Origin of the sequence: Bacillus sp. E214 (assembly GCF_008087365.1) — a bacterium.
Lineage (GTDB): Bacteria > Bacillota > Bacilli > Bacillales > Pradoshiaceae > Pradoshia.
The window spans coordinates 92,463-108,651 of sequence record NZ_VENN01000005.1; the positions used below are offsets into that span (position 1 = coordinate 92,463).

13 protein-coding genes and 1 pseudogene are annotated in these 16,189 nt (G+C 37.4%); 4 read left to right on the forward strand and 10 right to left on the reverse strand.

Translation table 11 applies throughout. The features are described 5' to 3' along the window. Positions 1-161 precede the first annotated feature (161 nt). On the forward strand, positions 162-644 hold the full coding sequence (locus tag FHY47_RS15710) for a C40 family peptidase (RefSeq protein WP_066108561.1): 483 nt from the start codon (positions 162-164) through the stop codon (positions 642-644). A 130-nt stretch (positions 645-774) separates the two neighbouring features. On the opposite strand, the gene FHY47_RS15715 is transcribed toward FHY47_RS15710, so the two are convergent. From FHY47_RS15715 to FHY47_RS15725, 3 genes are all read right to left on the reverse strand, one after another. Beyond that, positions 775-1,518 (reverse strand): class I SAM-dependent methyltransferase, encoded by a 744-nt coding sequence (locus FHY47_RS15715; RefSeq protein WP_139892697.1) that lies wholly within the window; start codon positions 1,516-1,518, stop codon positions 775-777. 190 nt (positions 1,519-1,708) lie between these two features. Further along, positions 1,709-2,767, reverse strand: coding sequence for a S66 family peptidase (locus FHY47_RS15720; protein WP_225983647.1), 1,059 nt, complete (start codon positions 2,765-2,767; stop codon positions 1,709-1,711). Between the two features lie 325 nt (positions 2,768-3,092). Beyond that, a complete protein-coding gene (locus FHY47_RS15725; RefSeq protein ID WP_066108100.1) occupies positions 3,093-3,968 on the reverse strand; it encodes a DUF1186 domain-containing protein in 876 nt (291 codons plus the stop codon). A 147-nt stretch (positions 3,969-4,115) separates the two neighbouring features. Between FHY47_RS15725 and FHY47_RS15730 the strand changes: the two genes are divergently transcribed. Then, positions 4,116-4,457, forward strand: a complete 342-nt coding sequence (locus FHY47_RS15730) for a DMT family transporter (protein WP_066108103.1) — start codon at positions 4,116-4,118, stop codon at positions 4,455-4,457. 2 nt (positions 4,458-4,459) lie between these two features. Next, positions 4,460-4,777 carry a DMT family transporter gene (locus FHY47_RS15735; RefSeq protein WP_066108107.1) on the forward strand — a complete coding sequence of 106 codons (318 nt, stop codon included), beginning with the start codon at positions 4,460-4,462 and terminating at the stop codon, positions 4,775-4,777. Positions 4,778-4,846: 69 nt separating this feature from the next. Here the strand turns inward: FHY47_RS15735 and FHY47_RS15740 are convergent, their stop codons facing one another. After that, on the reverse strand, positions 4,847-5,740 hold the full coding sequence (locus tag FHY47_RS15740; RefSeq protein WP_066108110.1) for a TetR/AcrR family transcriptional regulator: 894 nt from the start codon (positions 5,738-5,740) through the stop codon (positions 4,847-4,849). 187 nt (positions 5,741-5,927) lie between these two features. On the opposite strand from FHY47_RS15740, the gene FHY47_RS15745 reads away from it, so the two are divergent. Further along, positions 5,928-7,439 carry a DHA2 family efflux MFS transporter permease subunit gene (locus FHY47_RS15745; protein WP_066108113.1) on the forward strand — a complete coding sequence of 504 codons (1,512 nt, stop codon included), beginning with the start codon at positions 5,928-5,930 and terminating at the stop codon, positions 7,437-7,439. An 18-nt stretch (positions 7,440-7,457) separates the two neighbouring features. On the opposite strand, the gene FHY47_RS15750 is transcribed toward FHY47_RS15745, so the two are convergent. From FHY47_RS15750 to FHY47_RS15775, 6 genes and pseudogenes are all read right to left on the reverse strand, one after another. After that, positions 7,458-8,996 (reverse strand): ABC transporter substrate-binding protein, encoded by a 1,539-nt coding sequence (locus FHY47_RS15750; protein ID WP_066108117.1) that lies wholly within the window; start codon positions 8,994-8,996, stop codon positions 7,458-7,460. Positions 8,997-9,383: 387 nt separating this feature from the next. Continuing rightward, the gene (locus tag FHY47_RS15755) at positions 9,384-11,006 is read right to left on the reverse strand and encodes an alpha-glucosidase (RefSeq protein WP_066108120.1); all 1,623 of its coding nucleotides are present in this window, start codon (positions 11,004-11,006) and stop codon (positions 9,384-9,386) included. Positions 11,007-11,207: 201 nt separating this feature from the next. Then, complete coding sequence (locus FHY47_RS15760) at positions 11,208-13,094, reverse strand: FUSC family protein (RefSeq protein WP_140462171.1); 1,887 nt, start codon at positions 13,092-13,094, stop codon at positions 11,208-11,210. 199 nt (positions 13,095-13,293) lie between these two features. Beyond that, positions 13,294-13,977, reverse strand: a complete 684-nt coding sequence (locus FHY47_RS15765) for a CAP domain-containing protein (protein WP_066108126.1) — start codon at positions 13,975-13,977, stop codon at positions 13,294-13,296. Positions 13,978-14,652: 675 nt separating this feature from the next. Further along, positions 14,653-15,303, reverse strand: a pseudogene (locus FHY47_RS15770) (nitroreductase family protein). A gap of 85 nt (positions 15,304-15,388) precedes the next feature. Then, on the reverse strand, positions 15,389-15,844 hold the full coding sequence (locus FHY47_RS15775) for a nucleoside deaminase (RefSeq protein WP_066108129.1): 456 nt from the start codon (positions 15,842-15,844) through the stop codon (positions 15,389-15,391). Positions 15,845-16,189 lie beyond the last annotated feature (345 nt).

Sequence of the window (16,189 nt, forward strand, 5' to 3'; positions counted from 1 at the left end):
GCTGTTCCCTCATATATTTCATAGTTTACAGTGCTATTATACTTTTATTTTCACAAAAAAGGGGAGGTTAAGCAGGAAGGTAAGAAAGTAATATTTGAATCATAAAATGCTCTGCTCAATAATAAGATATCCTTGTGTCAAAAAAATCTTTGAAAGCAGGGATGTTAACGTTAGCTTTACATGCAAGAAAATCCTCTATTCTGTTTGCCGTCGTAACAGCCGTTCTTCTACTCTTTTCAACTTTCTTCAGCCCAATGCATGCTGATGCAGCACAGTCTAAAAGTCAAAAGGCGGTTGCTTATTCAAAAAAAATAACGAACAGTCCATATAAATGGGGCGGAACAACACCAAAAGGGTCCGATGCCTCCGGTTTCACACAGTATGTATTCTCAAAAAGCGTTGCAAAAAAATTACCACGTACCAGTGCCGATCAATATAAAACAGGTACTTCCGTTGCCAAAAACAAATTAAAAGCCGGGGATCTAGTATTTTATAAAACGGACGGGAAAAAGGTATCATTTGTTGCCATTTATATCGGCAATAATAAATTCATTGGCGCTACATCAAAAGGAGTTAAAACACAAGATATGAATCTCGATTATTGGAAGAAACGTTATGTAGGAGCAAAACGAGTAGTTAATTAAAGAATTGGATTAGCGAAGTAAAAACTCTTTTTCTTTAGAGAAAAAGAGTTTTTACTTTTGATCAACCTCTATACACTTATAGACTGAACCACTCAGTACAATTTCACCCACATCAGCCAGGTGTTCTGTTTCATACGTTTTTATTTTTTATACACGAAAATGCCAGCACAACTGGAATTCTAAGCCTTCTTTTATATTCTTTCTCATCGGTAAAGTTATCACGCACAGGTGTACCTTCTCGCAAATCAACCACTGAAAATCCAGAACTGATAAGCGCTCTAAAATACTGTTCGACTGTTCGATGATATTTCACCACGATTTGTTCAATCCAAGGTTCTTTTCTTTCCCCCTCCAGGAAATAGTCATCCACAATCCAATTTTCACGTCTATCACCTTTTTTTTTACTAGTAAAAGATGCGGTCGTAAGAGGATGCTGAACACTGAAAACAAACTTACCTTCCTCTTTTAAAGACAAATCGATGTTTTGAAACAAAGCATCAATATCAGCTACATAATGGATTGCAAATCTGGAAGTTACAATGTCAAACTTTTCTTCTCCGTATGTATATGATTCCATCGTATGAAGATGCACGCTTCCATTCACTTGTGATAGGTTCCTCTTAGCTGCTTCCACCATTTGTTCAGAGCCTTCTATTCCACTGTAGGACGCTGCACCGCGTTCTACTAAATCTTTGCCGAAGGAAGCGTCACCGCAGCCCAAATCTAGTATATCTTTATTTTGAAAATCTTGTATTAGCTCATACATGATTGGAGTTTCAATAGCATTATTGGGACTATCTTTCCTACTTCTTCTTTTCATATAATCCAAAAAAAAATCTTCCTGATCATAAACACTAGGTCCCCTATATTCCATACATTTCCCCCTATGAAGTTCTTAACCTACCCTCTAATGGCATATTTATCTGCTTTCAATGAAGAGCTATGGAATATTAAAAGGAAGGCTACTCAACCTCCCCCTTCTTAGAAGATTGACCTCTAAAACTCCTATTTCAGCTTTAGTTACCTTCATAGTCCCTGCTTCGGGAGTGTGTAAACCTCGAACCTTAATTCACACCCGCTTCAAGTATGCTAAATGTTTTTCTTTCACAATCCAATTCAGCCATAGCCCCGAGAGGAATAATACTCATTGGAGCCGTATGTCCAAAACTCATATTATATAGAATCGGCAAATCCGTTAACTTTAGCTCATCCCGTACCACACTAAGGATTGCTTCCTTATACTCATCGTAATAACAATCATCATATGGCTTGGAAAATAATAAACCCTTAGCATTTTGCAGAATTCCCTGCGCCGCGTAATTTCGCAGCCATCCAAGAAACAGATCCGGACTCACTTTCACTTCTGATGTCTCAAAAAATATCAGTTTATCCTTCCATTCATCAATTGCAGGCCACACTACAGTCCCTTTAAGCATTTCCAGCACATCCATGCATCCTCCTAATAATTTCCCCTTATGTATTCCCTCTCCCTGTAATAACTCATAACCGCTATGCGGTGATGTTTTTCTTTTACGTGTCCAGTTTTGCTTTTCCCAAGGGATAAATTCACTTGTCCATTCAGATGGCGGTCCAACTTCGCCAATAGGTTCACCAGAAAATAAAACTCGTTTCACCCAATGATTCGTATAATCAAAAGCCTCTACATTCTCTGCAAATTCAGCCAGAATCGAAGGACCATAATAACTCATTACCCCTGCCTTATAACAAATAAAATGCGTGACGGTAGAGTCAGAATAGCCAAGGAAAATCTTTGGATTATTTTTGATTACCTCATAATCAATGTATGGCAGCATTCGAATGCTGTCATCTCCGCCAATACAAGAGAATATCCCCTTAATCGATGGATTTTGAAAGGCATCCATCAAATCGCGTGCCCGTTCTTCTGGATGATTATATACATACTCTGATCCCTTTAATGTATGAGGCAGCTCAATAACTTCTAAACCAAACTCCTCCAACCGTTTTTTCCCTATCTGATAACGCCAGCGAATATCTGGATCTCCTGCCCCACCCCAAGAAAAACTGGCAGTAGCTATCCTGTCACCGCTACTTAGTCGATCTGACTTCTTCAAATCCATCTCATCCACCACTTTCTCTAACATTTCTTTATCTTAGTTGAATTATATTATAAAAAATCCCAAATATATAAATAATTGTTTATTTATTATATTTCTAATAGTAACCTTCCATTTTCCTATAAGCACAAATGTAGGAATAAAGTGCGACGAACGTATTGAAACTCTGAAAAATTACAATAATTGTACAATATTAACTCTCAAAGACCTGAAACAGCATTATAGTAAATAGCTCCTTTAATCTTCCATCAAAATCGTAGAGTAAGTTCCCTTTTAACGCATACAAAATACCCCCATATGTACACAAACCCAACTTGTACATACGGGGGCTAAAACCCATAAAGTGTATAAATCAAGATTTCCCACAGCATTTCTTATACTTTTTCCCGCTTCCGCATGGGCATGAATCATTTCTGCCCACTTTTATGCTTCTGGAAGCCTGTGAATTTCCGGGTTGATAATGACCAGCCCACCAAGTGAACTCTTCATGAACATTTGTAATGGGCCGGCAATCATCTGCATATAACGGATCATAGTTCCTAAATTGCTCCTCCACATCATCGAGCGACATATCAAGGGCATTCACTTTCTTTTGGGCAAAAACCTCTGCGATATCATCATATAAATCTCGGAAATTTAATACCATACATGAATCAATTAGAATGGTATACATATAACCTGATTCATCTACCAAATCCCCCTGCAGTAGATCATGATAGTAATATTCAACCATTTCCCTTGATATACGTTTTTGCAGGACAAGGGATGTAATTGCTTGAATTCCAGTAGCACGAATACACTCATCCAAAGATTGATCATCAATTAAATCAAATAATGCATCCAAATCCGGCATGGAAGGGATATTTCCATCCATAACTATTTCACCGGGATATGTATCAGCAAGTATACGGCCAGCCGTTGTAACCAGGTAATCATCATATAATTCCAATGCATTATCATCCGGTAATTTTAATGTTTGTAAAAATGGATAAAATGCTTCTCTGATGTTTAACTGTCCCAACAAAACAGCTGCATAAATATGGTCAATTCGATCGGGTTCACTAAGAAACAATTCTGGTTCCTTGCGAACCAAATCTAATATACTCAATAGTTCAGGAATAGCATCCTCACGAATCAATAGAAGATCAAGTTCCTCTTTCGGATAGGTGTCGTCTATATAGCGAATTTTTTTTACTAATTCCTTGGTCGAAATAGTTGGATCATCCATCTTATTTCACCCCCGTACCTTTCTTATATAATTAGTTTATCAAACTCTTTCTCGATTCTTCTACTCGCAAACCAATTTTATAATTGCTAAAATGAACAACAGTACAAACAATCTGCTATATTGTTATATCACTAGGGAGTTGTTTTGATGAACAGACATTGGTTAAAGGTTATTATAGGGGCCTTCTTTGAAATCATCTGGGTAAGCGGTCTTAAAAATGCAGACAGTATATGGATGTGGCTGATTACACTTGCTGCAATCTGTATCAGCTTTTATATGATGATTGATGCAAGCCGCTACCTGCCGGTTGGGACGGTATACGCTGTCTTTGTCGGATTGGGAACAGCTGGAACGGTTATTGCGGAGATTCTCTTCTTTGATGAACCGTTAAAAATAGAGAAAATAGCATTAATTCTTCTCTTATTAATAGGTGTGATTGGTTTAAAAATAGTGACTGATGAAGACACCTCCAAAAAGGAGGCTAACTAATAATGGCCTGGTTTGCACTGGTTATCGCTGGATTTTTAGAAATATTTGGGGTCGGCATGATTAATAGATTGAATAAAAATAGGGATCTCTTATCTCTGCTTCTTTTGATTGTCGGTTTTTCGGGGAGCTTTTTCTGTCTATCATTCGCAATGAAGACACTTCCCATGGGTACTGCCTATGCTGTATGGACTGGTATTGGTGCCAGTGGAGGAGCATTAATTGGCATGCTTTTATTTGGAGAAGCGAAAAGCTTAAAACGAATTATTTTCATATTACTCATTTTAATCTCTGCCATTGGTCTTAAATTTGTATCAAAATAGCCCATAACAAAATGACTCGCCCAAAAAGAGCCATGCTATGGCAAACTACTTGCTAACATGGCTCTTCTATTACTTATTCAACCATTCCATGATGATTTCTCTAAACCTTCCATAGCAGGAAGTACCCCTCAAGATAGAATCATGATTTAATGAAGCAATCATATTTTTAACTAAGTAATGTCGCGGCTCTTTATTATGCAATAGTTCATCTTGCAGGAATTCGATTATTTGTAGCTTTTCCGCACGAAACTCAGCATCAACAACCTCTTGTTCAAGGTAAGTCTTTAGTTGGTTAACGGATTGGATTAAATCGTAGCAAAAATCCCTGTTTCCTTTTGGACCCCCCGGAATAAACATAGTTAACACTTCCGGTTCTATTAAAACAACATCATTCTTACTTACATCATCAACAATCACCTTTATGCGATCTAAATAATAACGAATTGCTTTTTTCGCATCAAGATCTCCTTTTGCAATACTATAAAAATGCATGTGGTGTTGGACCATGGCGGATAGAATAATTGCACAATCTAACAAATACGGTTTCTTCTCCACCCCAAAAATATCGACAAGGCGGTTGTGAATCCAATTTAAATATAACCATCTCGTTTGTTTCAAATAATCTTTTAGTTCAATATCATTAGATACCATTACATCTTCAATAAGGGCAAATAATTGATTATGCGAATGTGATTTCCTTTGTACATAAAGTTGCTCTATAAAGATGTCTATATTACTGAGATCCCTCCCAATAATTAATTCATCTCGCTGTTGGTGATACTCTTCAAGGAAGGAATCGTATACAGCTTTGAAAAGTTCACTTTTAGAAGGAAAATAATTATAAAATGTTCCTCTGGAGATCCCGCTATCTTCAATAATTTCTTGAATAGACGTATTTCTATATCCCTTTCCAATGAAAAGTTTCTTTGCATGGCTGATAACTTGCTTTTTTCTTACGTTCATAACAACTCAATCCATTCCTATGACTTCAGTTATTTGAGTGTATATTAGCTTATTTTTAGGGTAAATACAAATTTATATATTCTAAATTATTTTAATTGCTAAACGAAAAGAAAGAGAGTAATATAATCAACATGAATTATGAGTCTAATAATTAAACATATAGTATAAATCAAAAGGAGAGAAGTACATGACAGCAACAGAAAGACAACAAATGCGTCCCAATTATGGGATTATAGCCATTCTTTTAGCCGGTGCATTTGTATCTATATTGAATTCAACATTATTGAATGTTGCCCTTCCGTCCATGATGGCGGATTTTAAAGTTGAGCCAACAACGATTCAGTGGCTCGCAACAGGTTATATGCTGATAAACGGAATTATCATTCCATCAACAGCGTTTTTAATTCAGAAGTTCTCGGTTAGACACTTATTTATAACCGCGATGATTCTATTTACAATCGGAACAATCTTTTCCGGATTTGCACCGAGCTTCGCATTATTATTGGTTGGAAGAATGATTCAAGCAGCAGGCTCTGCCATTATGATGCCCCTCTTAATGAATGTTCTTTTAACGAGCTTCCCAATTGAAAAACGTGGTGGTGCGATGGGGATTTTAGGGCTTGTTATGATTTTTGCCCCTGCAATTGGTCCTACATTATCAGGGTGGATTATTGAACATTATGAATGGAGATATCTGTTCTATATGATCATCCCGTTTGCCGTTATTGTTTTACTACTATCGATTTTTAAATTAAAAGATAAGAAAGAAAAAAGTAACGCTTCATTGGATGTATTATCCGTTATTTTTTCAAGTGTCGGATTCGGAGGGTTATTATATGGATTCAGCTCGGCGGGTAGTAAAGGCTGGGATGATGTTGAAGTATTCGGTACACTGATTGCAGGTGTAATTGGCTTGATTTTGTTGATTGTTCGCCAATTTCAACTGGAAAAGCCGATGCTCGATTTCCGTGTCTATAAATATCCAATGTTCTCCTTATCTTCAGCTATATCGATTGTTTTGAATATGGCGATGTTTTCAGCCATGATTTTAATGCCAATTTACCTGCAAAATATACGTGGTATATCCCCATTAGATTCTGGTTTATTAATGCTTCCAGGTGCAATCATTATGGGAATTATGTCACCAATTACAGGTAAATTATTTGATAAATTTGGCGGTCGGATTCTTGCCATAATCGGTTTAACCATCACAGTCGCTACAACTTATTTCTTCAGTCAATTAACAACTGAAACTACTTATGGAACATTAATTGTGATGTACTCTGTTCGTATGTTCGGTATGTCAATGGTCATGATGCCGATTATGACCAACGGGATGAATTCATTGCCTGCCCGATTAAATCCACATGGTACAGCTATGAACAGTACACTTAATCAAGTATCCGGTGCAATTGGTTCCGCCTTACTTGTTTCCGTTATGACATCACGTACGAAAATACATGCGGAAGAATTGGCAGAAAAAGCAATGAGTAAGCTTACCGGTCAACCAAGTCCAGAAGAAATAGCTCAATTGGAGGCACAAATCTATACTCAAGCAACAGTAGATGGGATTAACGATGCATTCTTTATAGCGACATTTATTGCTGTATTGGCTCTTATCCTTGCCTTCTTTGTTAAACGACCAAAGAGAGCAGACGAACAAATCAACTTACAAAAAACACAAGACCTCTCCCAGTAACAGGAGAGGTTTTCCTTATTATTCCCAAGTCCATTCTTCTATATTATTTAACAAAGATAGAGGCTGTTCATTTGATTGAAATGCCAGCTCTCCTAAATTTAATCCTTTCTTTGTATAGTATAAATGATCTGGATGGACCAACCATATCCACGGTAAATCCTTCGCGGTCTGCCTCAGAATTGATTGCCATATTTGAAAATCACCGCTAGCAAGCGCTCCCTCAACCAACTGATTCACTTCAGCAGATATATGTAAATTCATCCTAGTATTACCTTCATGAATCCTATGATACAAATCGATTGGACTATGATTACCCACACGCATAATGAATGGATTATTAAACTTATTTGAATTGATTTTCTCCTCATTCTGACCAACCACTTCTACTGAGATTCCAATTTCAGCTAATTGTTGCATAAGTAATGTCGCCATGGACTGCGCTATAGGGTCAGACTCCAGAAACAAAAGCTTAAACTTCGCTTCTATTCCCTGTTTTTCCAACACACCATCCTCATCGTTATCAATCCATCCCGCAATTTTCAAAATTTCTTTAGCTTTGTCGATATTATTGTCTTCAAACTCTGTTTCTTTGTAGCCCCACGGAAGCCGATCAGCATCATGATAGGCTGCTTCTCCATATCCATAAAGAACTTCATTTATGAGGTGATCACGTTTAACTGTTAAATTAATTGCTTGGCGGATGGACCATTCACTTGTTACCCCATTGCCAGTTTCTTTGCCAGAGGCATCTGATTCTAGTGGGGCAGTAGTAAAGGAGATTCCATACTGATCACTACCTTTAAAAGCTTTGATATCCATTCCATCTATTACGCCCACATTTGCAAATGCCGGAGATGTTTGAGCGACATCTACCAGACCTTTTTGCGCCGCTGCATAGGCTTCTTCCTCATCCATAAAAAGAATGATGACCCTTTTAAAAATAGGTTTTTTCCCATAATATCGCTCATTCCTGACAAAAACCGCCTGCTCTCCTACATTCCACTCCTCCAGAATATAGGGACCTGATCCAATTGGATTCAAAGTGAATAACTCATCATACTGATTCTCAGGGACTATTCCAAGCTGAGCAGCTGTATAACTAAAGGTTGACAAGGGTTTCTCTAATCGAAAATGGATAGTGTATTGATCTATCACCTTGGCTTCTTTTAACAAAGATAGATCATACCATCCATTGTACTTAGCAGTATTAAAGGTAAAAGCTACATCACTCGCTTTCACTTGTTCCCCATTCGAAAAATAAGCATCATCCCTAATTTTAAATTCCCAGGTCATTTTATCTTCACTGACCTGATATTCATCAGCTAAATCATATGTAATTCCCATATCCTTATCAAAGGATAATAAAGTACTTTGAATTAAAGGAGAACCGTTTGCCCTTGTATACAGAAAAGGGTCGAATCCTTTAATCACATTCGGAGACAATGCCACAGTTAATTCTTCCTTATTGGCTTCGGCTGTTCCCACCCCTGCTCCCATATTAAAATATCCGCTGGTCAAAATTATGGTGATGATAATTCTTTTTACGATTATCTTCATCTTTATCCCCCGTTAAATAACGGCATTACTTAAATAGATACCAAGTAGCCACAATAATAATAAGTATTATGTACATACACCTCTAGTTAATTCTATTTATCAAAAAGATACAGGTTTTGAAACCATTCCTTTTATTTCCCCCTTAAAATCCAATCAGCATAACTAATGAAACATACCTGATGATCTAACTAATATGAATAGTCTAAAAAGTGCCAGGTATGTTTTGGGTTCTATCGTCTTTATCTTCTTTTTGATTCTCGGAGCTCCCCTCCGAATGGTTCGGAACTACATTTTCACTTTCAGAACGACCTTCTGAATCATTCGGAGTCTTATTTTAATTATCTTTTGTTTGTTCTATATTGTTGCCGTTGGAATCAATTATCCCAGCTAAGCTTTTTTTAAATAAATACGTACTTCATAGGCATTTAATTTTGTGCTTGTCGTTTCATTATAGTTAGAAATCAGAATAGATGTCCCCTGCAAATCCATTTCACTGTTCAGCTCAATATGTATAGTGTTCGGCTGAACATTAGAAACAAAGTAAATCGTCTCATCAGCGTAGCTTCTTTTGTATCCATAAAGATGAGAATGTCCTTTAAATAATTCCTGATAATCCCCATATACAAAGACCTTGTGCTGACTCCGCAGCTTGATCAGCTTTTGATAAAAATAAAAGATTGATTCAGGATTATGCAATTCATTGTTCACATTGATTGATTTATAGTTTGGATTAACTCGAATCCACGGTGTACCTGTTGTAAATCCCGCATGTTCTTCATTGGTCCATTGCATCGGTGTACGGCTATTGTCTCTGCTTAATGGCTGCAAATCTCTAAGAACCGTATTCGGGTCCCATCCCTTTGACACCAACTCAGCATACTGATTTTTCATCGCAATATCGTTATATTCGTCAATAGAAGAAAGGCGAATCCCTGTCATTCCTATTTCCTCTCCTTGATAAATATAAGGCATACCCGGCAAAGAATGCAGCAACGCAGCAAATAGTTTGGCTGATTGAACACGATACTCTTTATCATTACCATATCTGGTTACCACTCTTGTATGATCATGATTATTAATAAATTGTGAGTTCCAGCCTTTCTCTTTCAATCCTTCATACCAGCGCGCCTGAATCTCTTTAAATTTCTTTAAGTCCCAGGTTGGCATTTCATCACAAACTTCAAAATGAAACAAGGTATTCAGTTCATGGCGGTTTTTATCCACATATAATAACCCTTGCTCCGGCGTCACGAAGGCTACCTCCCCTACGGTTAACACATCATAATGACGGAATACCTGTTCATTCATCTCCTGCAAATAATCATGAACTTTGGGATGGTTGGCCAAATAACGAATATCATCCGGATCGTCTGCATCCGGAAAATCCTCCGGCTTCGCAAGCAGGGCAATTGCATCTAGCCTAAATCCATTAATCCCTTTCTTTAACCAAAAATTTAGAATTCGATATATTTCTTTACGGACTTCTTCATTCTCCCAATTCAAATCGGGCTGTTCAGCTGCGAATGAATGAAAATAATACTGACCAGTCCGTTGATCATATTCCCATGCTGACGGGGAAAAGTAAGAACGCCAATTATTGGGAGGGTTCACTTGGTCTCCATCTCTCCAAATATACCAATCTCTTTTTGGATTATCTTTGCTGGATCTGGATTCTTTAAACCAATCATGCTCATTTGAAGTATGATTTATGACTAAATCCATAATAATTTTTAGATCTCGTTTTTGTGCTTCCCTCATTAATTCCTCAAAATCCTCCATACTGCCCGCTTTCGGCATAATGGAATAATAATCGGAAATATCATATCCATTATCTTTATCAGGAGAAAGATAAAAAGGATTGAGCCAGATTACATCTGCACCCAACTCTTTTATATAATCAAGCTTCCTCGTTACCCCTCTTAAGTCTCCATATCCATCCCCATCACTATCATAAAAGCTTCTCCAATAAACCTGGTACACGACACTTTCTTTCCACCATTGTTTATCCATCTCTCCCACCTCATAAAATGAATTATGTGAAGCTTATCTTTCTATTATTTTTCATTAGTTAAAGTAGAACTTTTTCTCTACCATTTAAGAGCATACATCTCATGCTTCTTCTTGTTCCTCAGCAATTTAAATAAGAAAAGTTGAGCTTGTATGCCCTTTCATTTTTATTTTTAGGATATCGCAATATTTAATATAGAAGTTCTATTTGAAGTAAGCCTGCTTTCTAAATCCTTTTAATATTCGCAGTGCGTCCTTTAACAACACGTATTCTTCCAGGGAATTAGAAAGCTGAAGTCTGTCATATAATTGACCAGCCTGCTCATTTACACAATCCCCTTCTAAAGCCAGAATCGAATCGATCTTTACTAATATTTCTCTCATCAGATGGACATCTACATCCTCCCTTTGCATCCGCAAGAACATATCATAAATGGCATGATTCAAACGGCGCTGAGATGATAGAAAGTTTTCCATTTCTTCAAGCTGCAGCATTTGATTATTTAAAAGAATTCTTTCCTCCATTAAAGCGGAAACAGCAAATAAATGATTGATTGTATGCGCATTATTTCTTTGGTTTAAATAAGCGGACACTTCACGCTGTAATTCCTTGGATACTTGTTTGTAGCTTTTCATCAAATCTCTTGTACCCTTTTCCAGCGTATGTGGAAGTAATAAACGATTTGCAAGCATACCAATACCTATCCCTATCAGTACAAGCATAACTCTTCTCACTGACAGGAGCGTCGGGTCGCCCGTGAGAGCAGCTGTTCCAAGAGCAGATATCGTGACAGTCAATACGACATTTCTATACTTCACCGCATAGCCATTCAAATACCCAACCAGCAAGACCAGGAAGGAGCGTATAGTCGTTTCATGAAAAATACTAAATAATAGTACAAAGATAGCCGCTCCCATTAAAGTGCCGATCACGCGTTCCTTGAAGCGATATTTAGCTGTCTCATAATAAGGTTGCGTCACAGAAAATATAGTAAATAAAATCCAGCGTCCTTCATTGATGTTAAAATAATCAACGATTAAAGCAACAGCTGCAATAGTGATACCCAATCGCAGTGCATATGTGAAACGAGCTGAATGTCGATTAATGTCCTTTAAAAATTGATAGGTATTCCGGTAGCCTCTAGGAATCTCTACCACACTCTCAACCTTGTTCAGTTCAGATGATTCACTGGTATGAAGGTACCTCAATAATTCACGCAATAATTTCAACGTACTAATCATTTCGACTATGTATGCGGATTCATGTTTGTTAAGCGCTATGTTTAGATTATTCAATGAATCATCAGATAAGCTTGACCCTTTATTGGCGTAATCCCTCATCTGTCTCAATTCAAAATTCAGAGCATCCAAGACATCCTCTGGGTAGTCACTTGCAGCTTTGCGGTTTAACATCAAATGCAGTTTTTCAAGACAGACCGAAATCTTCAAACGAACTCTGCCTTCGTGAGTCAGATAATAACCCTTGACACTCCGAAAATAAATCACCTTCCTGAACTCGTTGATATCAGACAGAATGATGGAATCCAACTCTTGATCAGGCTGGTTATCTCGAATACGATTTAACTTTTCTTGCAAATGGCTACATACCTGCAAGAAATAATGATTGCCCCTTTTAGATAATTTCCTTCTATTAAATACCCATTGTACCATCATGATAATCAAAGCCCCTGCAACCAGAGACATTAGTCTCAATGGGAATTCCTCCAACGGAACTGGATCGGTCAAAATGAATAAATATTGCAAACCAACCGCAATTTGGATAGGTCCTTTTATGTTAGATGTGAAAAAGTATCCTACAATAAACATAGCGATAAAGTTTACTAAAATTCCTACCCAGGGATTGATCAAGGCCAGTTGACCAAATATTCCTTGGGACAAATTGACTGCCAAAATCAGCATGAAACTCTTCCATGGGGATACAGTAAAATCCCTCTCTAAATACATGAGCAGAGCAACCACAGTCGTGACCCCAATCAAAACATTATGCTGCCCAAACACAGCCTCAAAGCCTGTCACAAAAAGGATAACAAAGATAAATATCAATGTTTTTGATATGATCAGCTGCTTCATAGCTTCCCTTCCTTACCTATAAATTGCTATACCAGAATATTAAATCACAGTATAACATACTATGCTGCCAGGAAAAAAACACAGGAAAAGGCTTTCTAGCTTGGAACATTCATTAATGCTAATAAAAAAATGTCCCAAAAGATAAGTTTTCACTTCCTTTTGGGACAGTCTATATAAAATCTATATTTATAGTACTCTCTTATTTGCCTATAAACATTTGTGTCCAGTAGTTGCCGTTCTCCACATAACCAATTCCGATATGTGTATAGCTGGAGCTTAAGATATTTTTTCTATGACCGTCACTATTCATCCACGCATTTACTACTTCTTCTGGCGTGCGTTGACCCATAGCAATATTTTCAGCTGCCGCTCTATAAGAAATGCCAAATTGTTTCATCATATCAAATGGAGATCCGTAAGTTGGGCTTGTATGACTGAAATAGTTATTCTTCTGCATATCCTCTGATTTGATACGCGCTACTTTACTTAGCTCTGTATCTAGTGTTAAAGGTTTTAAGCCTTGTTTTTCACGTTCCGCGTTAGTAAGTTCTAGTACTTCCTGCTCATATGCACTTACTTCATAATCGTTTGATTCTGTATCATTGGAATCAGAATTATCTTCTTCCACAGTTGGAGCATCCGTACTTGGTTTATTTTGTTCCACGGCATTGTTTGAACCAGAATCCGTATCCTGACTTGGTTTATCAATAGTTGGAAGTTGAACAGATCCCCATGGAAATTTAATAATGCCTCCGCTGATCATCACTTTATATGAAGTTGTTGTATTCGGTTTAGAAGATACACTGGCTGCCTCCGCTCCTGTTATAGCTGTAATGGAAAGCGCTGCGGCTGCTGCAATTGTAACGATAAGTTTATGTTTCATTGGTAAATCTCCTCCTGTCATGATGTTTGTTTAATCGACAAAGACATCGTAACATGAGTTTTTTGTAACATTTGAACCATAAACTACCAGACACCTCGAGATAGGATAATAGACATCCTTCTCATATAGCGCACACCTAACTTAATATATTGATATATCAACAGTCCTGCTTAAATCTCTCTTTTTTCCATATTCCGGATATCAAGTCCCTCTTTTTGTAAAATCCCCACTTTTATCCTATAAAATAATTATTGACAGGTATTTAATAATCGAGGATTCTTTACTGATACTACAGGTATGTTACAAGCATTGCAGTTATTTTTAAATAATGTTGAGTATACCCGTATTGCAGGCATGGTATGGGGAATTTAAATATATGAGGTTTCCTATACAGTGCTTTTATAAAACAGATGGAGAAAACAAATTGTTTTCTCCATCTCTGTTATTCTGACTTATTCGTTGAATATAGCAGGGGAATTTCTATATAGCAGACATCTAGTAAGCGACACCATAAACTTTACAATCAAATCCTTAAAGGTTAACTAACTACTTTAAAGAATAGTGACAGTTACTTAAATATACAGGAGACTGTCGCAGAATATCCCTTTATCATAGTCAATAGAAAAGGAGCAGGTTATTACCTGCCCCTACCATACACATTCATTTGTGACCTCTTTATTTCCATTCGACAACTTTGTCTACTGCAAGACGCATAGTCGGGAATCCATTATCAGCCGCCTTACCCATGGTCATAATCATGACCGGAGCATGTCGTTCTTGATCCAATCCAAACACATCATTAATACGGGTTTTATCGAATCCCGCAATAGGATTGGTATCATATCCGTGAGCACGAGCCACAAGCATCAATTGCATAGCTACATGGCCGCAGTCGGTCATGACGATATCTCTGCGATCCTGTTCAGTTAGTGAAGCAATCCATCCTAAAACACCTTCAAGCTGGCGTTCTTTATATTCAGCAGGCATATACCCAAGCTCTACATTTGCGCTATAAATCTCATCAGCTTTTAATGTATTGTGCAAGTCGCCAAAAATTGCAATCGTCACCGCTGATGTATCAATTTTTTTATGATTGGTCGGTGAGGCAATATCCATCAATTTTGCTTTTGCCTCATCGCTTTCTATAACAAGAAAAAATCAAGGCTGTAGATTCGTTGAAGATGGTGCGCTGGTTGCTTCACTGAATATTGCTGTCATCTCTTTATGACTGATTTTAACCATAGGATCGTAACTTTTTATGGAACGGCGTCCCATTAAGATTTTTCTGAAATCATTAGTTGGGATAACATGAGAACTATTGGACATGTTTATTCTCCTTTATGATTAGATTGGACTGGACGGTATTACATCAGGTCTTGATTAAAAAATTTATTCAGTTTCCGAATCACTATTAATATATAACTCTATTCTCGATTGCTTGATAGGCCTTGAATAATCCCTTACATTCTTCATGATCAACTCGCTGTAAATCATATGAACGCTTCCCATCAATCATTTTATAAAAGACATCATCTCTAAACCCTATTTTATCTGTATCCAATCGATCACATCCATAATAAACAGTCGTGATACCTGCCCAAAGGATGGCCCCTAAGCACATAGGACAAGGCTCAGCCGTTGTATAAAGCTCTGCTCCGGATAGGTCATAATGATTTTCATGAAGGCATGCTTCCTTAATCGCAACTATTTCTCCATGCATGGTTGGATCAAGCTCCTTAACCACCATATTATGGCCCTTTCCAATGATTTTACCATCCTTGACAATGACAGCTCCGAAAGGTCCGCCATGCCCTTGTTTAATTCCTTCATACGCTTCTTCAACAGCGGCTTTCATAAATGGATTCATACGCCTTAATACCCCCGATATTTGATTTATCAATAGGATGCTGTATCTTCGGTGTAGACTCATAATTCAAATCTATTGTATTACTTGACGGTTAGTCAATATTCCCGTTAGACCTTACTCATAATCATCAATTGCTTTATCACGCCATTTTTGTTCAGATGGATAAAACATTTCCAAATAACGATTTTTAATCTTTTCCTCAGTCCATTTACTATCTGATCCTTGCACGTATAATCAGTTCTCATCAACTGGCAACCATTCATTATCAAACGCAGGGATGGCACTCACGTCATTCATCAAAGATTTGAAAATGAATTGCATCAGCGTGAATTAATCGGGAAATAA